Consider the following 19,958-nt stretch of genomic DNA (forward strand, 5'->3'; position numbering starts at 1 on the left):
ATCCTCCTGGATGCACCATCTCCTTTCTTCTCTGAATTTTTCCTTAAAGTTTCTCGTTTCTTCCCAATCTAATCCTGTCATTTATTTCGCAACTTTCTGATCCTGCACCAAAAGCTATAGCTGTCACACAGTTAACTCTGGCACTTACTCCTCCTCTTTTTCTCAAATGAAAAATTGTTAATGCTTTCAAAGCATTTGCGGTTAATCACTCCTGGCGACAACCTATGCACATTCAGCTAAAGTAAGGACACATTTTTCGCGGTGTCTGGAGAGGCAATGTACGATCAATATGATGCTCTGATTTTCGATATGGACGGCACTATTCTCGATACAGAGCCAACGCACAGAAAGGCCTGGCAACAGGTTCTGGCACGTTATGATCTCGCGTTTGATGAAGAAACCATGGTGAGGTTCAATGGATCGCCAACCTGGCGCTTAGCACAGTTCATTACTGAAACTCACGGCTTAAATATTGATCCTCATCACCTGGCTGCGGAAAAAACCACGGCGGTGAAAGCGATGCTGCTGGATAACGTGCGGCCTTTGCCCCTGCTTGAGGTCGCCAGGGCTTATTATGGTAAGCGTCCGATGGCTGTAGGCACCGGAAGTGAACACAGTATGGCTGTGGCACTGTTGACGGAGCTGGGCGTGCAGGATCTGTTTTCGGCGATTGTAGGTGCGGATGATGTCACGCTGCATAAGCCGGAACCTGAAACCTTTTTACGCTGCGCGGCACTATTAGGTGTTGCGCCTGAACGCTGCGTGGTGTTCGAAGATGCTGATTTTGGCATTCGCGCGGCTCAGGCAGCAGGAATGGATGTCGTTGATGTGCGTTTACTGTGACCGCATTTCTCGCAAACGCCTCTTTATTTAGCAGCAGCTTCCTTAGTGCGACACTGCTACCGGGTAGCTCAGAAGCTCTACTCGTCACATTACTGATAGCTAAACAGGCATCGGTTTTTGCCTTAGTGACGATGGCCTCGCTGGGAAACACCCTGGGTGGCCTGACAAACATTATAATTGGTCGCCTGCTACCACTGAAGCAGCAAGGGCGATGGCATCAAAAAGCAATAACGTGGCTAAACCGGCTTGGACCAGCAGCCTTGCTGTTCAGTTGGCTACCGCTTATTGGCGATGTATTGTGCGTGCTGGCCGGCTGGCTGCGTTTGGCCTGGGGTCCAGTGGTGCTGTATCTTGCGATCGGTAAAACGCTGCGTTACGTGGTTATCGCGATGGTCACCTTACAAGGTATGCAATGGTGGCATTGATTCGCACAGATTCGAGGCTAGGGTTAACATTATGCTGAACAAAAATAAACTATTCTCACAGCGGGAGGTTAATGTGGTCCCGGATGTATCTAAAGCGCTTTCCTGGCTGGAAGCGCACCCCGGTGCCCTGAAAGGGATCGGTCGCGGTATTGAGCGTGAAACGCTGCGCGTTGACCCCAATGGTCATCTCGCCTCAACCGGCCATCCTATTTCGCTGGGTTCAGCGTTAAAGCACGACTGGATAACCACGGATTTCGCAGAAACGCTGCTGGAGTTTATTACTCCGGTCGATAAAGACATTGATCATATGTTGGCGGTGCTGCGTGATATTCATCGTCATACCGCTCGAGAGCTGGGCGAAGAACGTATGTGGCCGTTCAGCATGCCTGGTTTCGTGGAAGATGCCAGTGCGATTGAGATCGCACAATATGGCGTTTCTAACGTAGGGCGTATGAAAACCCTCTATCGTCAGGGATTAAAAAATCGCTACGGTGCCCTGATGCAAATCATTTCTGGCATCCACTACAACTTCTCGCTGCCGCTCACCTTTTGGCAGGAGTGGGCAGATGTGAAAGATGCCGAGAGCGGCAAAGAGACGATCTCTGCCGGTTATCTGCGTTTGATTCGCAACTACTATCGGTTTGGCTGGGTTATTCCTTATCTTTTTGGTGCTTCTCCGGCCATCTGCGAAAGTTTCCTGCAAGGACGCGAAAGCAAACTGCCGTTTGAAAGTAATGGCAAAGGGACGTTGTGGCTGCCTTATGCAACGTCACTACGCCTGAGCGACCTTGGCTACACCAACAAATCGCAGAATAACCTCGGCATTACCTTTAATTCGCTTGAAGGCTATGTTTCAGCCCTGAAGAAAGCGATTAAAACGCCTTCTGAAGAGTTTGCCCCGATGGGCACTCATGATGCTGCTGGCAACTGGCTTCAGCTCAACACCAACGTGCTGCAAATTGAAAATGAGCTCTACGCGCCCATTCGCCCTAAACGCGTAACGCGTTCAGGAGAAGCACCGTCAGATGCATTGCTGCGCGGTGGCATTGAATATATTGAAGTGCGCTCGTTGGATATCAATCCGTTCTCACCTGTGGGTGTCGATGCTGATCAGGCCCGTTTCCTCGATTTGTTCCTGATTTGGTGCACCCTTGCGGATGCGCCAGAAATGAGTGCCGAGGAGCTGTTATGCAGTCGTACGAACTGGAACCGAGTCATTCTTGAAGGCCGTAAGCCAGATCAGACGATTGGCGTGGGTTGTGGTGAAGCGCAATTTAGCCTGGCTGAAGTGGGTAAAACCCTGTTTGCTGACTTACATCGTGTGGCTGAAGTGCTGGATAGCAATAACGGTAGCACGCAATATCAACAGGTTTGCGATCAACTGGTAGCATCGTTCGACGATCCTGAGCTAACCTATTCGGCGCGCATTCTTCGCACCATTAAACAGAACGGTTTGGTGGGGGCTGGTGTTGGATTAGCTGAGCAATATCGCCATCTGCTCTGCGAAGAGTCACTGGAAGTGTTGGATGAACAGGCGTTTAGCCGTCAGGCCGCTGAATCGATTGCTGCGCAGCAGCAGTTAGAAGTAAGCGAAACGCAAGATTTTGAAACCTACCTGGCAAGTCGGAACGGGTAGAAAAGAAAATGGCCACATCACTGTGGCCAAAATAACATCTCTGTGTCAGGGATGATGATAACAAATGCGCGTCTTTCATAGATTAAGACGCTCGGCGAACAGAAAAGTTTCATCGGTTCAAAAAAAATTTCAAAACAGGAGGTGACAAGATGCCACTGCTGGATAGTTTTACTGTAGACCACACCATCATGGCGGCACCCGCAGTACGTGTAGCCAAAACGATGAACACTCCTCATGGCGATACCATCACCGTTTTTGACCTGCGTTTCTGCCGTCCAAATATCGATATTCTGACTGAGCGTGGGATCCATACCCTGGAACACCTGTTCGCAGGCTTCATGCGTAATCATCTGAATCGCGCAGGTGTAGAAATTGTTGATATCTCACCAATGGGCTGCCGCACCGGTTTCTACATGAGCCTGATTGGCACGCCAGATGAGCAGGAAGTGGCAAAAGCGTGGAAAGGTGCAATGGAAGATGTGCTGAAGGTCAAAGACCAGAACCAGATTCCTGAGCTGAATGAATATCAGTGTGGTAGCTACAAGCTGCACTCTCTGGACGAAGCGCAGCAGATTGCTCGCAACGTTCTGGCACACGATATCGGCGTTAACCGTAACGAAGATCTCAAGTTGCCTGCTGAAAAGCTGAAAGAACTGCACATCTAGTCGTTCATTTGAGCGAAAAAAAACGCCGCATAGTTTGCGGCGTTTTTGCATCAGGAACCTACAGAAGTTTTGAGTGGTACATGAGGGGTAATACGCACCTGCTTTACCATATTGTCCTGTACGTCCAGAATGTCCACGTCATATTTGCTGATCAACACCCGCGTCTTCACTTGCGGAATCTCCTCTAGCGCTTCCAGCAACATGCCGTTGATCGTACGAGCACCTTCTTCAGGCAAATGCCAGTTAAACGCCTTATTGATGTCCCTGACGTTTGCGCTGCCCTCGATAAGCACTGAACCATCCGTTTGTGGCATGACTTCTTCGGCGAGAGAAGGGGACATAGAGGTTGTAAAGTCACCCACAATCTCTTCGAGAATATCCTCGATAGTCACCAGCCCTTTGATATCGCCATACTCATCGACCACCATGCCAACTTTTTTCTTGTTGCGCTGGAATTTGATGAGCTGCACATTGAGTGGCGTACCTTCCGGCACATAGTAGATTTCATCCGCTGCACGCAGCAGAGTCTCTTTGTTGAACTCTTTTTTCTCACTCATGATGCGCCAGGCTTCGCGCACCCGCAGCATGGCAACACAGTCATCCAGGGAGTCGCGGAACAGTACAATCCTGCCATGAGGAGAGTGTGTCAGCTGGCGCATGATCGACTTCCAGTCGTCACTGATGTTAATGCCGACGATTTCATTGCGCGGCACCATGATGTCGTCCACGCTGATTTTTTCCAGGTCCAACACTGACAGCAGCATATCCTGATTACGACGCGACATCAGACTACGCGACTCATACACGATGGTGCGCAGTTCCTCTTTGCTTAAAGCACCGCTAATTGAGCCTTCAGTTTTAATGCCGACTAAACGCATCAGGCCGCGTGCAATGGTATTTAGCAACCACACCAGCGGCAGCATGACATATTGCAGTGGACCAAGCAGGATACTGCTGGGATAGGCTACTTTTTCGGGATAGAGCGCAGCAATGGTTTTGGGCAACACTTCAGCAAAAACCAGCACCACAAAGGTCAAAATGCCGGTAGCAATGGCGACACCTGCATCGCCATATAGTCGGATGCCTACGATGGTCGCCAGCGAAGAGGCCAAAATATTAACGAGGTTGTTGCCGATCAGCACCAGGCTTATCAGGCGGTCTGGCCGCTTGAGCAGTTTTTCGACCCGGCGAGCGCTGCGCACACCGCTCTTAGCCTGATGACGTAATTTATAGCGGTTAAGTGTCATCATGCCGGTTTCAGAACCGGCAAACCATGCTGAAACCAGCACCATGATGACTAAAGTGATAATTAACGTGGTGGTTGAAACATGTTCCAACACAGGCGTTCCTTATTAATGGGACGTATGGATGAGCAAATGCTGTAACACGCGACTACCGAAGTAAGCCATGGTTAACAGTAGTGCTCCACCACAGTTGAACCAGACCACACGGCGTCCACGCCAGCCTTCATGATAATGGCCCCAGAGCAGAACAATATAGACAAACCAGGCGAGGATCGAGAGCACGGCTTTATCGACGTTCTCTTCGCTAAACAGATTGTGCATATAGAACAGACCGGTACACAGCACCAGCGTCAGCAGAACTACGCCTACCTGAGTAATATGAAACATCTTACGTTCAATGCTCAGCAACGGCGGCATATCCTGCGTAAAAGCCAGCTTCTTATTTTTCAGTTGGTAGTCGATCCACGCCAACTGTAAGGCATAAAGCGCCGCAATAATGAGTGTTGCGTAGGCAAACAGAGAGAGTCCGATGTGAATCATCATGCCGGGGGATGTCTCCAGATGCGTAATAAATGCATTGGGGACAAACGTGGCAAAGGCCAGATTGATCAGCGCAAAGCTATACACAATCGGCAGCAGGACCCACCCACGATTGCGTGAGGCAACGATAGTCATCACACAACAGATCAGTAAGCTAACCAGCGAGCCAATATTGAGCAGGCTAAGGTTCTGTCCGTCATCAACGGAAAAAATACGTTGCTGTAAGGCCACTGCATGGCAGATCAGTGCAAGGCAGGCGGAAAGCACAGCCATCCGACGCCAGCCACCGTTGCGTTTGAGTAGACCCGGGATAATCAGAGCGAGGCTCAGAGAGTAGGCGAATAACGCCACTAACGCGAAAGCGGACATATAACCTTTCAGGTATCAGTCAGATAAACAAAAAAGCAGTATAACGTCAGCAGCAGCATGCGCCAAACGATCTGAAGGTCAATTGCAGAGATCAACGGCACTTCATGATATAATCCGCCCAATTATGCCGTTCACACGGCCTCGCTATGTTCTGAGTGAGAGACAATGTTTGATAATTTGACCGATCGTTTATCGCAAACTCTGCGAAATATCAGCGGCCGCGGCAGGCTGACTGAAGACAACATCAAAGATACCCTGCGCGAAGTGCGTATGGCATTGCTGGAAGCTGACGTAGCGCTGCCAGTTGTGCGTGAATTCATCAACCGCGTCAAAGAGAGCGCGGTGGGTCATGATGTTAATAAAAGCCTGACGCCAGGTCAGGAGTTCATCAAAATCGTGCGCAATGAGTTGGTTGCAGCGATGGGTGATGAAAACAACACGCTAAACCTGGCGGCTCAACCGCCGGCAGTGGTGTTGATGGCTGGCTTGCAAGGTGCGGGTAAAACCACCAGCGTGGGCAAACTCGGTAAGTTCCTGCGCGAGAAGCACAAGAAAAAGGTGCTGGTCGTTTCTGCTGACGTTTATCGCCCTGCGGCGATCAAACAGTTGGAAACGCTGGCGCAGCAAGTTGGTGTTGACTTCTTCCCTTCTGACCCAAGTCAGAAGCCGGTAGACATCGTGAACCAGGCGCTGAAAGAGGCGAAACTGCAGTTCTATGATGTGCTGTTGGTGGATACCGCGGGCCGTCTGCACGTTGACGAAGCCATGATGGACGAAATCAAGCAGGTTCATGCCGCGATTAACCCGGTAGAAACGCTGTTTGTCGTCGATGCAATGACCGGTCAGGATGCGGCGAACACCGCCAAAGCCTTTAACGAAGCGCTGCCACTTACGGGTGTGATCCTGACGAAAGTCGATGGTGACGCACGCGGTGGTGCGGCACTGTCTATTCGCCATATTACCGGTAAACCTATCAAGTTTATGGGTATGGGCGAGAAGACAGAAGCGCTGGAAGCTTTCTATCCAGACCGCATCGCCTCCCGTATTCTGGGCATGGGCGACATGCTGTCGCTGATCGAAGACATCGAAAGCAAAGTTGACCGCGAACAAGCGGAGAAACTGGCTAAGAAGTTGAAAACCGGTGACGGTTTTGACCTTAACGACTTCCTTGAGCAACTGAAACAGATGCGCAATATGGGTGGCATGGCCAGCCTGATGGGCAAACTGCCAGGTATGGGACAGCTGCCTGACAATGTGAAGTCGCAGATGGACGACAAAGTACTGGTCCGTATGGAAGCGATGATTAACTCAATGACGCGCAAAGAGCGCGAAAAGCCAGAAATCATCAAAGGATCGCGCAAGCGTCGTATCGCTGTGGGCTCGGGTATGCAGGTGCAGGACGTTAACCGTCTGCTCAAGCAGTTCGACGATATGCAGCGTATGATGAAGAAAATGAAAAAAGGCGGCATGGCTAAAATGATGCGCAGCATGAAAGGTATGATGCCGCCAGGATTCCCGGGACGTTAACCGTTCCGCAAAAAAGCCGGAAAGCTAGCGCTATTAGGTTGCTTTTTTCACCAAAGCGAGTAAGATTTTCGGGCTTTTTATACGACATCCGGGCCCCGACCCTCATTGGGGCCCGGTTGTTTTATTAACTGAAGAGGATGTTATGGTTACAATTCGTTTGGCACGTCACGGCGCTAAAAAGCGTCCGTTCTATCAGGTTGTCGTTACTGACAGCCGTAACGCTCGTAATGGTCGTTTCATCGAGCGTGTTGGTTTCTTCAACCCGATCGCATCTGGTCAGGCTGAAGGTCTGCGTCTGGACCTGGATCGTATTGAGCACTGGGTTGGCCAGGGCGCAACGCTTTCTGATCGCGTTAACGCGCTGATCAAAGAAGCAAAAAAAGCAGCTTAATCTGTCACGGTGGTGAGCATGAGCATGAAACCTGCCGCACAGCTTCCTGTTAACCCAATTGTATTGGGCAAAATGGGGGCCGCATACGGCATTCGGGGTTGGCTCAAAGTGTTTTCCTCCACCGAAGATGCCGAAAGTATTTTCGCCTATCAACCCTGGTTTATCGAGCGTGCCGGTAAATGGCAGCAAGTTGAGCTAGAGGGGTGGAAGCACCACAATCAGGACCTGATTATCAAAGTCAAAGGCATTGATGATCGGGACGCGGCGGCACAGTTAACCAATTGCGAAATCAAGGTTGACTCGACGCAACTGCCAGAGCTGGACAATGGTGATTACTACTGGAAAGACCTTATGGGTTGCAAAGTGGTAAACACAGAAGGCTACGAGCTGGGCAAAGTCATTGATTTGATGGAAACCGGATCGAACGACGTTCTCGTCGTTAAGGCAAACCTGAAGGATGCATTCGGTGTGCAGGAGCGGTTAATACCGTTTCTTGATGAACAGGTTATCAAGAAAGTCGATCTCGCTACTCGAACTATCGAAGTAGATTGGGATCCTGGTTTTTGATCTCCGGATATCACGGTAACGAAACGGCGCATACAATGTGGATTGGTGTTATTAGCCTGTTTCCAGAGATGTTTCGCGCTATTACCGAATACGGGGTAACTGGCCGGGCAGTTAAAAATGGCCTGCTTAACATTCAGAGCTGGAGTCCACGAGACTTCGCTCACGACCGGCACCGTACTGTAGACGATCGTCCTTACGGCGGCGGACCGGGAATGTTGATGATGGTGCAACCCTTACGGGATGCGATTCACGCGGCGAAAGCGGCGGCAGGAGACGGTGCAAAGGTGATATATCTTTCACCTCAGGGGCGCAAACTGGACCAACAGGGCGTTTGCGAACTGGCGTCACAGCAGAAGTTGATTCTGGTATGTGGTCGCTATGAAGGGATAGATGAACGCGTAATCCAAACCGAAATTGATGAAGAATGGTCAATCGGCGATTACGTACTCAGTGGCGGTGAGCTGCCAGCAATGACGTTAATTGACTCAGTCTCCCGGCTTGTGCCAGGTGTATTGGGAAAACAAGCGTCAGCAGATGAGGATTCATTCTCGGACGGTTTGCTGGATTGCCCGCACTATACCCGACCTGAAGTGTTAGAAGGCAAAGATGTTCCGGCAGTTCTGCTGTCTGGTAACCATGCTGATATTCGCCGCTGGCGGCTTAAACAGTCGTTGGGCCGTACCTGGCTGAGAAGACCTGAACTTCTGGAAAACCTGGCTCTGACTGAAGAGCAAGCAAGGTTGCTGAGCGAGTTCCAACGTGAACATCAGCAACAAAACGATGATGAGGAAGAGTGATCTTCCCCCACTATCAGTTTACCCAGGATAAGAGATTTAATTATGAGCAACATTATTAAGCAACTTGAACAAGAACAGCTGAAGCAAGACGTACCTTCATTCCGTCCGGGTGATTCCGTGGAAGTGAAAGTATGGGTCGTTGAAGGTTCTAAAAAACGTCTGCAGGCATTCGAGGGCGTGGTTATCGCTATTCGTAACCGCGGTCTGCACTCTGCATTCACTGTTCGTAAGATTTCTAACGGCGAAGGCGTTGAGCGTGTTTTCCAGACTCACTCACCTGTTATTGACAGCATCGCTGTTAAACGTCGTGGTGCCGTGCGTAAAGCCAAACTGTACTACCTGCGTGAGCGTACTGGTAAGTCAGCGCGTATCAAAGAGCGTCTGGGCTAAGTACTCGCGTCAGCGACATCTTAAAGTTAATGCAAACAAGGGGTCAGCGTATGCTGGCCCCTTTTTTATTCCTGACACCTAGTCTGCGCTATTTGACTTCATCCTTTTCTCTTTCTCGTGCTGGTGCGGCTTTGTTCAGCTGCTGTAAACGCAATTTTTTCTTGCGGTAGTGCCAGTTAAGAAAAAAATTCGCCAGATTGATCAGCAACGTAATCAGATTGATTAATAACGTGGTAACCGCCACGGTTGCTCCAACGACCAGGGCGACTTCCTGCACGCTGTGGTGACTGATCCAGTCTGAAAAGCCTCCGCTTAACCAGCCGGAAAATGCGGGGATTTTATCCATAACGACTCCGGTTCACGCTGCGCTTTCCCTCTCCATTAGGATGTTTATAAACATTTAACTGTATTTATATACAGTATCATAAGCTAAGTAAACTGCAACCCACTGCCATTTACGTTGCTTCATTGGGGAGCCAGGGCTAATGGTGATGATCGTACGTTGATCGTTATCTCAGTGTCTTTGTACCCGGTAGAAGCGAGAAAAAACAGAGCGATTAGAAGCAGTTAACGCGCTTTTATTAAATCCTGCACTTTATGGGTGTAATTATAAATTTACACCATTTTGTCGTGATGTGAATTAGTGGTGTCTATTATGCTTTTGATATTAATGGTTTTATTTTTTATTGTCGTTGGTTTTTATTTTTGTGGTAACAAAAGTGTACATGCTGGATTGCATGATTTACGTTATGTGATAGAGTAAATCTCATCCTCTGACGAGGATCCCATAACGCATAAACGAGAGAATAAAGGATCGCTATCATGCAGAAAGACGCGCTGAACAATGTGCACATCGCAGATGAGCAGGTGTTAATTACTCCAGAGCAGCTTAAGGTTAAGTTCCCGTTAACCGCCGCGCAGGAAGCCCAGATTGCCGCTTCCCGTCAAACCATTTCAGACATCATCGCCGGTCGTGATCCGCGTCTGTTGGTTGTTTGTGGCCCTTGCTCAATTCACGATACCGAAGCTGCACTTGAATATGCTCGTCGTCTGCAAACTCTCTCTGAACAGTTGAAGGATCAGCTGTATATCGTTATGCGCGTCTATTTTGAGAAACCTCGTACCACCGTTGGCTGGAAGGGGTTGATCAACGATCCTTACATGAACAACTCCTTCGACATGGAAGCGGGCTTGCATATCGCACGTCAGCTTCTGGTTAACCTGGTTGAGATGGGACTGCCACTTGCCACTGAAGCGTTGGATCCAAACTCTCCACAATATTTAGGCGATCTGTTTAGCTGGTCAGCTATTGGTGCGCGTACCACTGAGTCACAAACGCACCGTGAAATGGCTTCCGGTTTGTCTATGCCTGTTGGCTTCAAGAACGGCACAGATGGCAGCCTGGGTACCGCTATCAATGCAATGCGTGCCGCTGCAATGCCGCATCGCTTTGTGGGTATTAACCAATCAGGACAAGTTTGCTTGCTGCAGACTCAGGGCAACCCCGATGGACACGTGATCCTGCGTGGTGGTAAAGCCCCTAATTACGGCCCGGAAGATGTTTTGCAGTGTGAAAAAGAGATGGTGAAAGCAGGACTGCGTCCATCCTTAATGATAGATTGCAGTCATGGCAACTCTAACAAAGACTTTCGTCGCCAGTCTGGCGTGGCCGAGTCTGCTGTCGCACAGATTAAAGATGGCAATCGCTCGATCACTGGCCTGATGCTGGAAAGCCATATCCACGAAGGCAATCAATCTTCTGAGCAACCGCGTAGTGAGATGAAATATGGTGTTTCCGTGACGGATGCTTGCATCAACTGGGAAACCACCGAATCGTTACTGCGTGAAATCCATCAGGATCTGCAAGGAGTACTGGCGGCGCGTGTTTCACACGAGGTGTAAAGAGCAATGGTGGCAGAACTGACCGCGCTACGCGATCAAATTGATGAAGTAGATAAAGCGTTACTGGAGCTCTTAGCCAGACGCATGGCTTTGGTGGCTGAAGTCGGCGAAGTGAAAAGCCGCTACGGCCTGCCGATTTACGTACCTGAACGTGAAGCTTCAATGCTGGCTTCACGGCGTAAAGAGGCGGAGGCGCTCGGTGTAGCGCCTGATTTAATAGAAGATATCCTGCGTCGTGTGATGCGGGAGTCCTACGCCAGCGAAAACGACAAAGGTTTCAAAACCCTGTGTCCAACAATGCGCCCGATTGTCATTGTTGGTGGAGCGGGGCAAATGGGACGGCTGTTTGCCAAAATGCTGACATTGTCAGGCTATCAGGTCAAAACGCTGGATAAAGACGACTGGCCTCAGGCTGAGAGTATGCTGAGTGATGCCGGTATGGTGATCATTAGTGTGCCTATTCACCTTACTGAGCAGGTTATTGCTCAACTACCACCGTTACCGCAGGATTGTGTTTTAGTCGATCTGGCCTCAGTCAAGAATGGTCCACTGCAGGCTATGCTGGCAGCACACTCTGGGCCCGTGTTAGGTCTGCACCCGATGTTCGGACCGGATAGCGGTAGCCTGGCAAAACAGGTTGTGGTCTGGTGTGATGGGCGTGAGCCTGAAGCGTATCAGTGGTTCCTGGAGCAAATTCAGGTGTGGGGTGCGCGTTTACACCGTATCAGTGCGGTAGAGCACGACCAGAATATGGCCTTTATTCAGGCATTGCGCCATTTTGCGACCTTTGCTTATGGTCTGCATTTAGCAGAAGAAAACGTTAATCTCGATCAGCTGTTGGCACTTTCATCACCTATCTATCGTCTGGAACTGGCAATGGTAGGTCGATTGTTTGCACAAGACCCACAGCTGTATGCTGATATCATTATGTCATCGGAGAACAATCTGGCGCTGATCAAACGTTACTATCAACGTTTTGGTGAGGCGATTAAGTTACTGGAGAACGGTGATAAGGCCGAATTCGTCAGTAGTTTTAACCGGGTTGAGCACTGGTTTGGCGACCACGCCAAACGTTTCCTGGTTGAGAGCCGTAGCCTGTTGAAATCGGCTAACGACAGCCGCAAATAAAAGTAAAGGCATCCTGTGGATGCCTTTCTTCTTTATGCGCGTGGTTCTACCGGCACGACATTCTCTCCGGGATAACAGCCCAGCACTTTGAGAGAACGTGTCAGGCCCGTGAGTTCCTGAAGCGCCTGCTGCATCGCAGCGGATTGCAGATTACCCTGCACATCAATATAAAACATCTCTTCCCATGGATTACCGTTGATAGGACGAGACTCCAGCTTACTCATGATCAGATTATGATTACGCAGTACCATTAGCGCATCTACCAGTGCCCCGGCTTGTTGCCCGGTAGCCATGACTAATGTGGTCTTAGCCGGTACCTGTTCAGACACTTCAATAGCATTACGTGCGAGGACAATAAAGCGTGTCTGGTTTTGCTGCTGGTTGGCTAGATTACGTTCCAGTACCTGCAGTTGATACAGCTCACCCCCGGCCTCGCTCCCCAGTGCTGCGACTGTAGGAGAATTCATTGCGGCAACTTTTTCCATCGCAGCGGCGGTGCTCTCGGTGTATTCGATTTTCCAGTGTGGGAAACGGTTAATAAACTGGCTGCACTGCTGGAAGGGTTGTGGATGACTGTAGACGGTTTCAATTTGCTGCAGCGAAGTGTTGCTGGAAACCAGAACGCAGTGATCAATAGGGAGCGTTAGCTCACCCACAATTGACAGCGTTGTCTGCTGCAGCAAATCGTAAACGTCATTGATTGAACCGGAACTGGTGTTCTCAATCGGTAATACTGCGTAATCAGCCTGTCCTGTTTCAACGTGCTTAATGATGTCCTGGAATTTAAGGCAACCTTGTTCAGTCATGGCGTCGAAGTGGCGGGCTGCATATTTCCGTGCGGCGAGGTGGGAATAAGAACCTTTAGGGCCGAGGAAAGCGATGCGGGCAGCAGAAGCGTGTTCATGGTTGAGATTGCGTTGCAGCAAAGCCTGCTGTGTCAGGACGGAATCTTCAACGACTAACTGGAACAGGCGAGTGATGTAGTGTGCATCCAGATTGTGCTTCTTACCCAATTGAATCAGATGTTCCAGTAATGCCCGTTCCCGCTCGATATCACGAATCGGACGGTGGGTTGCCAGTTTCGCCTGCGCGACATCAACGGCCAGAGCACGGCGTTCAGCCAGAAGCGTCAGTAATTTCTCATCAACTGCGCTGATTTTTTCTCGCAGTACCAGCAGTGGATTTTCCGGATTCATTAAGCTCACCTGTCAAAATTAAATAAAAAAAAACCTCCCGGTTGGGAGGCTTTGTAGTTCGTCTTCGCTTTCGTTTTCACACGACGAATTGCCTCCCAATCAGGGGAAGGTAAAAAAGAAAGCGAAGAAAAACGGCAGTTTGGTCATGGTAGATTCCATTATCAGGATGCTGTGAGAGTAACCGTACTGATTTAAGGCTGTCAACAGAAAACGCGCCCGTAGGCGCGCCTCAATGGGGATTATTCGCTGGCCAGGGTGAGATCTTTCACGCTGGCATTGGCTCGACGTGCTTCTGGCTTGTGCTGTGCTTTGTTCAGTTGGCGCTCTAGCTTAGCCAGTAATTCGTTAATGGCGGTATACATGTCCGCGTGTTTTGCACTGGCAACCAATGTGCCATTCGGTGTGTTGATCGTGGCGTCTGCCACAAATTCCTTCGGTTCCTTCGACAAGACGATGTGCGGGTTAATCAGATGAGTTTGCCACTTTTCAAGTTTGGCAAGGCGATCCTCTACGTGTGTACGAATGGCCGCAGTGATCTCCATTTGTTTACTGGTAATGTTCAGAATCATCGTTGAAACCTCTCTGTCATTTCCGTCTTGGTAGGGCCAGCATACCGCGAAAATCAGGAGAAAGTGTGACTTGGATCACATAAAAGCGTCACTTTTTGTCAACGTAAAGGGAATGCTCGAAGTTTGTGCGAAGACACCAGAAAGGCGAGAAAAAGGCTTGATGTCATCAAATTTGAAGCGCATTGTTGACTGGATAACCCAAGGAAAAAAATTGAAAACGCTGGATATCGGAACAAAAAAAAGCAGCCATACAGGCTGCTTTTTTACTTGGCACAGAAAAAATTACTCTGCGTTATTGTTGGCAATGATTTTCGCCACTTTATCCGCTTCTGCGTTCAACTGCAGCTTACGATAGGCATTTTCCATCAACGGCAGCGCATCACGCGTTGCTTTGGTATCAGGATAATCACGCAGCATACCCTCAACGCGATTAACTACCGCGACATAGGCACCACGCTTGGTATAGAATTGCGCCACGGACAGTTCATATTTCGACAAACGATCCTTCAGGTATACCAAACGTTTTTGCGCATCAGCAGCATACTGGCTGCCAGGATAGCCTTGCAGTAACTGCGAGAAATCCTTGAAGGCATCACGAGCATGCGTAGGATCACGATCGGAACGGTCAATACCAAAGAAGCCCTGCAGTGCTGAATCATCCAGCGCCATGTCCGTCAGACCTTTCATGTAAATGACATAGTCGATGTTCGGATGGGTCGGATTAAGACGCATGAAACGTGAAATAGCAGCCTGCGCGAGGGGCAGATCGGCGTTTTTATAGTAGGCGTAGATCAAATCCAGCTGTACCTGCTGGGAGTAAGGGCCGAACGGGTAGCGGTTATCCAATGCTTCAAGTTGCTTAATTGCCGCTTTAAAGTTACCGTCCTGCAGTTTTTCCTGGGCTGTCGCGTAGATGACAGAAGGCGGGCTGTCCGGCACTGCGTCCGAGCTGGAGCAACCGGCAAGTACCAGGCTCAGTGTGGCAGCAGCCACCAGATGTTTCATGCGCGTCATGACGAAATGATTATCCTCAACGTGTTATGGCGGAAGCGGTCCGTATAGCTCCCGGTTATGACAGGTACGATAGCACATTATATTAAACGGCATCGCCGTGAAAACCCAACGTTAACGAAGAAGCTGTATATGGCACAACAAGTTCAACTTACCGCAACGGTTACCGAGTCACAGCTCGGACAACGGTTAGATCTAACTTTGGCAGAATTGTTCCCTGATTATTCACGTTCTCGCATAAAAGAATGGATCCTTGCCCGTCAGGTTTATGTAAATGACGTCATCATCGACAAGCCGAAAGAGAAAGTTCTGGGTGGCGAGCGCGTAGAAATTCGCGCAGAAATCGAGGAAGAGCAGCGCTGGGAAGCCCAAAACATTGCGCTGAACATCGTCTATGAAGATGAGCATATCCTTGTCATCAACAAACCACGTGACCTGGTTGTTCACCCTGGTGCGGGTAATCCTGATGGCACGGTGCTGAATGCGCTGCTCTATCATTACCCGGAAATTGCCGATGTGCCACGTGCGGGTATTGTCCATCGACTGGACAAAGACACCACCGGCCTGATGGTAGTAGCGAAGACCGTTCCTGCACAGACTCACTTAGTAGAGTCACTGCAATTGCGTGAAATTACTCGCGAATATGAAGCGGTTGCAATTGGAACGATGACAGCAGGCGGAACGGTAAACGAACCGATTTCTCGTCACTCGACCAAGCGCACACACATGGCCGTGCATCCGATGGGCAAACCTGCGACGACCCACTATCGCATTATGGAGCACTTCCGGGCACATACGCGCCTGCGTCTGCGCCTCGAAACCGGGCGTACGCACCAGATTCGTGTCCACATGTCGCACATTACGCACCCTCTGGTTGGGGATCAACTGTACGGCGGCCGTCCGCGTCCACCAAAAGGCGCTTCTGAGGAGTTCATTGCGGCATTGCGTAAGTTTGATCGCCAGGCTCTGCATGCGACCATGCTGCGTTTGTACCATCCGATCACGGGTATCGAAATGGAGTGGCATGCGCCATTGCCACAAGATATGGTAGATCTCATTGCGGCGCTTAAAGCCGATACTGAAATCTTCCGCGATCAAATGGACTGGCTATGACATCACTGATTTTGCCTAAATGGCCTGCACCTGAAGGGGTGCTGGCTTGTTCAACCACCCGACAGGGCGGGGTAAGCACTTCTCCATGGGATTCATTTAACCTGGGAGCCCATGTTGGCGATGCGCCAGAGAGTGTTGCTGCTAACCGCCATCGTTTGGTCGATTGGGCAAAATTGCCTCAAATGCCGCAATGGCTCGATCAGGTTCATGGAACAGACGTTTGTCGTCTGCCCGAACAGGATCAGGCAATTCCGCGAGCAGATGCTGCGTACACCCGCACCAAAGGGACCGTGTGCGCGGTAATGACAGCAGATTGCCTGCCCGTGCTGTTCTGTTCAGCCGATGGTAAAGAAGTCGCTGCTGCTCATGCTGGCTGGCGCGGTCTTTGTGCCGGCGTGCTGGAAAATACGTTGGCTGCATTTCAGGCTCCACCAGAAGAGATTTACGCCTGGCTGGGTCCTGCTATTGGTCCTCAGGCGTTTGAAGTGGGGGCTGAAGTGCGCCATGCATTTGCAGAGCAGGATTCACGGTCAGAAGAAGCATTTCGTCCTGCGGGCGCAAAATATTTTGCGGATATCTGGTTATTAGCCCGCCAGCGCTTAATGGCTGCTGGTGTCAGCGCTATTAGTGGTGAAACACGCTGTACCTACAGTGAAAGTAACGATTTTTTCTCCTTCCGCCGTGAAGGAACAACCGGGCGTATGGCAACTTTAATTTGGCTGCGATAACCTTACGCCACAAGACGGTCCAGGTTAGCCTGTTTTTTATCCAATTTTCAGGTCATTAACCTTGAAAATTTGAGGGATGACCTCATTTAATCTCCAGTAGCATTTGACCTGTAATGGGAGGAAATATGCGTCTGGATCGTCTTACTAACAAATTCCAGTTGGCCCTTGCCGATGCCCAGTCACTCGCACTGGGACATGACAACCAATTTATTGAACCTCTACATCTGATGAGCGCGTTGCTCAGTCAGGAAGGGGGATCAGTGCGTCCTTTATTAGCCTCTGCGGGCGCGAATGTGGCTTCACTTCGCACTGCCGTTGAGCAGGCTATCAGTCGTTTACCTCAGGTCGAAGGAACGGAAGGTGATGTGCAGCCTTCTTCGGACCTGATACGCGTACTTAATCTGTGTGACAAGCTTGCGCAAAAGCGTGGCGACAACTTCATATCATCTGAACTATTTATTCTTGCGGCCCTTGATTCACGTGGCTCATTGGCTGATTTACTCAAATCCGCTGGTGCAACCGCAGAGAAAATCACGAAGGCCATTGAGCAACTGCGTGGAGGGGAGAACGTGAACGATCAAGGGGCTGAAGATCAGCGCCAGGCTTTGAAAAAATACACTATCGATCTTACTGAGCGAGCGGAACTGGGGAAATTAGACCCGGTTATCGGCCGTGATGAAGAAATTCGTCGAACCATCCAGGTTCTGCAACGTCGTACCAAAAATAATCCGGTATTGATTGGCGAGCCTGGCGTAGGTAAAACCGCCATTGCGGAAGGGCTGGCGCAGCGCATCATTAATGGTGAAGTGCCTGAAGGCCTGAAAGGTCGACGCGTGCTGGCGCTGGATATGGGAGCGCTGGTGGCGGGTGCAAAATACCGTGGTGAATTTGAGGAGCGCCTGAAAGGCGTGCTCAACGATCTGGCGAAGCAGGAAGGGAATGTCATCCTGTTTATTGATGAACTGCATACCATGGTGGGTGCGGGTAAAGCCGATGGTGCGATGGATGCTGGCAATATGCTCAAGCCTGCTCTGGCGCGTGGTGAATTGCACTGCGTCGGGGCGACTACGCTTGATGAATATCGCCAATATATAGAAAAGGATGCGGCCTTAGAGCGCCGCTTCCAGAAAGTGTATGTGGCTGAGCCATCAGTAGAAGACACGATCGCCATTTTGCGTGGCCTGAAAGAGCGCTATGAGCTGCATCACCATGTACAAATAACCGATCCTGCCATTGTCGCTGCGGCAACACTTTCACACCGCTATATTGCCGATCGCCAATTGCCGGATAAAGCTATTGACCTGATTGATGAAGCGGCATCCAGCATTCGTATGCAGATTGACTCGAAGCCGGAACCGTTGGACAGGCTCGACCGTCGTATCATCCAACTTAAGCTAGAACAGCAGGCATTAAAGAAAGAGTCTGACGAGGCAAGCGTTAAGCGCCTTGAAATGCTGGAAAGTGAGTTGGATCAGAAAGAACGGGAGTATGCGGAGCTGGATGAAGAGTGGAGGGCGGAAAAAGCTTCACTCACCGGCACTCAGAATATTAAAGCTGAACTCGAGCAGGCCCGTTTATCTCTGGAGCAAGCTCGGCGTATTGGGGATCTGGCACAAATGTCAGAGCTGCAATACGGTAAAATTCCTGAGCTAGAGAAACAGTTAGCTTCGGCGACCCAGTCTGAAGGCAAAATCATGAAGCTGCTACGCAATCGCGTAACGGATGTCGAAATTGCTGATGTGCTGGCGCGTTGGACCGGTATTCCAGTTGCCCGCATGATGGAAGGGGAGCGCGATAAGCTGCTGCGCATGGAGCAGGATTTACATGCGCGAGTTATCGGGCAGGATGAAGCAGTTGAAGCGGTTTCGAATGCTATTCGTCGTAGTCGTGCCGGATTGTCGGATCCTAATCGCCCAATTGGCTCATTCTTGTTCCTCGGGCCAACAGGTGTAGGGAAAACCGAACTGTGTAAATCTCTGGCGAATTTCCTGTTCGACAGTGATGACGCGATGGTGCGTATTGATATGTCCGAGTTTATGGAAAAACACTCGGTTTCGCGCCTGGTCGGTGCTCCTCCTGGATATGTAGGTTATGAAGAAGGGGGATATCTGACGGAAGCTGTACGCCGCCGCCCTTACTCAGTGATTCTGTTGGATGAGGTTGAGAAAGCACATCCTGATGTCTTCAACATTCTGTTGCAGGTTCTGGACGATGGCCGTCTGACGGATGGCCAGGGGCGTACCGTTGATTTCCGTAATACGGTCGTCATCATGACCTCGAACCTGGGCTCTGATTTGATTCAGGAGCGCTTTGGTGAACTCAACTATCCGCAGATGAAAGAGTTAGTGATGAATGTGGTTGGGCAGCAGTTCCGCCCTGAGTTCATTAACCGTATTGATGAAGTCGTTGTGTTCCACCCATTAGGAGAGAAACATATTGCTTCTATTGCCTTGATTCAGCTGCAGCGTCTGTATCAGCGGTTGGAAGAGCGCGGTTATCAGCTACACATCTCTGAAGCGGCTTTAAAACTGCTGGGAGAAAATGGCTATGATCCGGTGTACGGTGCCCGACCTTTGAAACGAGCCATTCAGCAGCAGATTGAAAATCCGTTGGCTCAGAAAATCCTCTCGGGGGCGTTGCTGCCAGGAAAAGTGATTAATATGGATGTGGAAGACGGCGAAATTGTCGCTACACAGTAAGTTTAACGTGATAAAACGGGCCTTCGGGCCCGTTTTTTTATGCTTAAACGGCGCTTTTAGCACTTTTGTTGAGCGTTTGGGTGGAAATGTGAGCGGTTGAGCAATTTCTTGAAATTAGCACTTGTCAGTCCGGAAGAACTGCCTATAATGCGCAACCACTGAGACGTCAAAGCGGAAACGCAAACGACTCAGCAGGGAGTGAAGTGATTCACCCCGCC

21 protein-coding genes and 1 other annotated feature are annotated in these 19,958 nt (G+C 50.1%); of the genes, 14 read left to right on the forward strand and 7 right to left on the reverse strand.

From position 1 onward, the window contains the following. Positions 1-276: 276 nt before the first annotated feature. From yqaB to luxS, 4 genes are all read left to right on the forward strand, one after another. Complete coding sequence (gene yqaB, locus B880_RS0122525; protein ID WP_017349728.1) at positions 277-843, forward strand: fructose-1-phosphate/6-phosphogluconate phosphatase; 567 nt, start codon at positions 277-279, stop codon at positions 841-843. Beyond that, a complete protein-coding gene (locus tag B880_RS0122530; RefSeq protein ID WP_017349729.1) occupies positions 840-1,268 on the forward strand; it encodes a YqaA family protein in 429 nt (142 codons plus the stop codon). Before yqaB ends, B880_RS0122530 begins: the two co-directional genes overlap by 4 nt. A gap of 31 nt (positions 1,269-1,299) precedes the next feature. Then, positions 1,300-2,904: a glutamate--cysteine ligase gene (gshA, locus tag B880_RS0122535; protein ID WP_017349730.1), complete on the forward strand. Its 1,605-nt coding sequence runs from the start codon at positions 1,300-1,302 to the stop codon at positions 2,902-2,904. Between the two features lie 149 nt (positions 2,905-3,053). Further along, positions 3,054-3,569 (forward strand): S-ribosylhomocysteine lyase, encoded by a 516-nt coding sequence (gene luxS / locus B880_RS0122540; RefSeq protein WP_017349731.1) that lies wholly within the window; start codon positions 3,054-3,056, stop codon positions 3,567-3,569. A gap of 50 nt (positions 3,570-3,619) precedes the next feature. Here the strand turns inward: luxS and B880_RS0122545 are convergent, their stop codons facing one another. Beyond that, positions 3,620-4,906: an HlyC/CorC family transporter gene (locus tag B880_RS0122545; protein ID WP_026042852.1), complete on the reverse strand. Its 1,287-nt coding sequence runs from the start codon at positions 4,904-4,906 to the stop codon at positions 3,620-3,622. Positions 4,907-4,921: 15 nt separating this feature from the next. After that, positions 4,922-5,722 carry a cytochrome C assembly family protein gene (locus B880_RS0122550; protein ID WP_017349733.1) on the reverse strand — a complete coding sequence of 267 codons (801 nt, stop codon included), beginning with the start codon at positions 5,720-5,722 and terminating at the stop codon, positions 4,922-4,924. A gap of 165 nt (positions 5,723-5,887) precedes the next feature. Here B880_RS0122550 and ffh point away from each other — a divergent pair, with 165 nt between their 5' ends. The 5 genes from ffh to rplS all read left to right on the forward strand — a co-directional run bounded on the left by ffh (position 5,888) and on the right by rplS (position 9,394). Further along, complete coding sequence (gene ffh, locus B880_RS0122555) at positions 5,888-7,249, forward strand: signal recognition particle protein (RefSeq protein ID WP_017349734.1); 1,362 nt, start codon at positions 5,888-5,890, stop codon at positions 7,247-7,249. A gap of 142 nt (positions 7,250-7,391) precedes the next feature. Next, on the forward strand, positions 7,392-7,640 hold the full coding sequence (gene rpsP, locus B880_RS0122560) for a 30S ribosomal protein S16 (protein WP_007893313.1): 249 nt from the start codon (positions 7,392-7,394) through the stop codon (positions 7,638-7,640). Between the two features lie 18 nt (positions 7,641-7,658). Beyond that, on the forward strand, positions 7,659-8,207 hold the full coding sequence (gene rimM, locus B880_RS0122565) for a ribosome maturation factor RimM (protein ID WP_017349735.1): 549 nt from the start codon (positions 7,659-7,661) through the stop codon (positions 8,205-8,207). 35 nt (positions 8,208-8,242) lie between these two features. Beyond that, positions 8,243-9,004, forward strand: coding sequence for a tRNA (guanosine(37)-N1)-methyltransferase TrmD (trmD, locus tag B880_RS0122570; RefSeq protein WP_017349736.1), 762 nt, complete (start codon positions 8,243-8,245; stop codon positions 9,002-9,004). 42 nt (positions 9,005-9,046) lie between these two features. After that, the gene (rplS, locus tag B880_RS0122575) at positions 9,047-9,394 is read left to right on the forward strand and encodes a 50S ribosomal protein L19 (RefSeq protein ID WP_017349737.1); all 348 of its coding nucleotides are present in this window, start codon (positions 9,047-9,049) and stop codon (positions 9,392-9,394) included. A gap of 88 nt (positions 9,395-9,482) precedes the next feature. Here rplS and B880_RS0122580 read toward each other — a convergent pair whose 3' ends face one another. Continuing rightward, on the reverse strand, positions 9,483-9,740 hold the full coding sequence (locus B880_RS0122580; protein ID WP_017349738.1) for a holin: 258 nt from the start codon (positions 9,738-9,740) through the stop codon (positions 9,483-9,485). A gap of 476 nt (positions 9,741-10,216) precedes the next feature. Here B880_RS0122580 and B880_RS0122585 point away from each other — a divergent pair, with 476 nt between their 5' ends. Continuing rightward, positions 10,217-11,296, forward strand: a complete 1,080-nt coding sequence (locus B880_RS0122585; RefSeq protein ID WP_017349739.1) for a 3-deoxy-7-phosphoheptulonate synthase — start codon at positions 10,217-10,219, stop codon at positions 11,294-11,296. Positions 11,297-11,302: 6 nt separating this feature from the next. Next, positions 11,303-12,424 carry a bifunctional chorismate mutase/prephenate dehydrogenase gene (gene tyrA / locus B880_RS0122590; protein WP_017349740.1) on the forward strand — a complete coding sequence of 374 codons (1,122 nt, stop codon included), beginning with the start codon at positions 11,303-11,305 and terminating at the stop codon, positions 12,422-12,424. 32 nt (positions 12,425-12,456) lie between these two features. Here tyrA and pheA read toward each other — a convergent pair whose 3' ends face one another. The 4 genes from pheA to bamD form a co-directional block, all read right to left on the reverse strand. Then, entirely contained in the window at positions 12,457-13,620 is a 1,164-nt protein-coding gene (gene pheA / locus B880_RS0122595) for a bifunctional chorismate mutase/prephenate dehydratase (protein ID WP_017349741.1), read from the reverse strand. Positions 13,621-13,643: 23 nt separating this feature from the next. Beyond that, positions 13,644-13,768 (reverse strand) — a sequence feature (Phe leader region). Further along, entirely contained in the window at positions 13,720-13,767 is a 48-nt protein-coding gene (locus B880_RS26965; protein ID WP_202813433.1) for a hypothetical protein, read from the reverse strand. (Overlaps the previous feature by 48 nt.) A gap of 91 nt (positions 13,769-13,859) precedes the next feature. Continuing rightward, positions 13,860-14,189 carry a ribosome-associated translation inhibitor RaiA gene (raiA, locus tag B880_RS0122600; protein WP_017349742.1) on the reverse strand — a complete coding sequence of 110 codons (330 nt, stop codon included), beginning with the start codon at positions 14,187-14,189 and terminating at the stop codon, positions 13,860-13,862. Between the two features lie 282 nt (positions 14,190-14,471). Continuing rightward, positions 14,472-15,203: an outer membrane protein assembly factor BamD gene (bamD, locus tag B880_RS0122605; protein WP_017349743.1), complete on the reverse strand. Its 732-nt coding sequence runs from the start codon at positions 15,201-15,203 to the stop codon at positions 14,472-14,474. A 129-nt stretch (positions 15,204-15,332) separates the two neighbouring features. Here bamD and rluD point away from each other — a divergent pair, with 129 nt between their 5' ends. The 3 genes from rluD to clpB all read left to right on the forward strand — a co-directional run bounded on the left by rluD (position 15,333) and on the right by clpB (position 19,740). Further along, positions 15,333-16,313, forward strand: coding sequence for a 23S rRNA pseudouridine(1911/1915/1917) synthase RluD (gene rluD / locus B880_RS0122610; protein WP_017349744.1), 981 nt, complete (start codon positions 15,333-15,335; stop codon positions 16,311-16,313). Then, positions 16,310-17,041, forward strand: coding sequence for a purine nucleoside phosphorylase YfiH (yfiH, locus tag B880_RS0122615; RefSeq protein ID WP_017349745.1), 732 nt, complete (start codon positions 16,310-16,312; stop codon positions 17,039-17,041). The genes rluD and yfiH overlap by 4 nt, the downstream gene beginning before the upstream one ends. A gap of 125 nt (positions 17,042-17,166) precedes the next feature. Beyond that, complete coding sequence (clpB, locus tag B880_RS0122620) at positions 17,167-19,740, forward strand: ATP-dependent chaperone ClpB (protein ID WP_017349746.1); 2,574 nt, start codon at positions 17,167-17,169, stop codon at positions 19,738-19,740. Positions 19,741-19,958: the final 218 nt, after the last annotated feature.

It is taken from the genome of Pantoea sp. A4 (assembly GCF_000295955.2).
Taxonomy (GTDB): domain Bacteria; phylum Pseudomonadota; class Gammaproteobacteria; order Enterobacterales; family Enterobacteriaceae; genus Pantoea; species Pantoea multigeneris.

Coding starts and splice junctions, on each gene's coding strand:
- raiA (WP_017349742.1), bottom strand. CDS start 14,189: ATGATTCTGAACATTACCAGTAAACAAATGGAGATCACTGCGGCCATT.
- B880_RS0122585 (WP_017349739.1), top strand. CDS start 10,217: ATGCAGAAAGACGCGCTGAACAATGTGCACATCGCAGATGAGCAGGTG.
- B880_RS0122550 (WP_017349733.1), bottom strand. CDS start 5,722: ATGTCCGCTTTCGCGTTAGTGGCGTTATTCGCCTACTCTCTGAGCCTC.
- B880_RS0122580 (WP_017349738.1), bottom strand. CDS start 9,740: ATGGATAAAATCCCCGCATTTTCCGGCTGGTTAAGCGGAGGCTTTTCA.
- tyrA (WP_017349740.1), top strand. CDS start 11,303: ATGGTGGCAGAACTGACCGCGCTACGCGATCAAATTGATGAAGTAGAT.
- rpsP (WP_007893313.1), top strand. CDS start 7,392: ATGGTTACAATTCGTTTGGCACGTCACGGCGCTAAAAAGCGTCCGTTC.
- bamD (WP_017349743.1), bottom strand. CDS start 15,203: ATGACGCGCATGAAACATCTGGTGGCTGCTGCCACACTGAGCCTGGTA.
- ffh (WP_017349734.1), top strand. CDS start 5,888: ATGTTTGATAATTTGACCGATCGTTTATCGCAAACTCTGCGAAATATC.
- yqaB (WP_017349728.1), top strand. CDS start 277: ATGTACGATCAATATGATGCTCTGATTTTCGATATGGACGGCACTATT.
- yfiH (WP_017349745.1), top strand. CDS start 16,310: ATGACATCACTGATTTTGCCTAAATGGCCTGCACCTGAAGGGGTGCTG.
- pheA (WP_017349741.1), bottom strand. CDS start 13,620: ATGAATCCGGAAAATCCACTGCTGGTACTGCGAGAAAAAATCAGCGCA.
- rimM (WP_017349735.1), top strand. CDS start 7,659: ATGAGCATGAAACCTGCCGCACAGCTTCCTGTTAACCCAATTGTATTG.
- luxS (WP_017349731.1), top strand. CDS start 3,054: ATGCCACTGCTGGATAGTTTTACTGTAGACCACACCATCATGGCGGCA.
- trmD (WP_017349736.1), top strand. CDS start 8,243: ATGTGGATTGGTGTTATTAGCCTGTTTCCAGAGATGTTTCGCGCTATT.
- clpB (WP_017349746.1), top strand. CDS start 17,167: ATGCGTCTGGATCGTCTTACTAACAAATTCCAGTTGGCCCTTGCCGAT.
- gshA (WP_017349730.1), top strand. CDS start 1,300: ATGCTGAACAAAAATAAACTATTCTCACAGCGGGAGGTTAATGTGGTC.
- rplS (WP_017349737.1), top strand. CDS start 9,047: ATGAGCAACATTATTAAGCAACTTGAACAAGAACAGCTGAAGCAAGAC.
- rluD (WP_017349744.1), top strand. CDS start 15,333: ATGGCACAACAAGTTCAACTTACCGCAACGGTTACCGAGTCACAGCTC.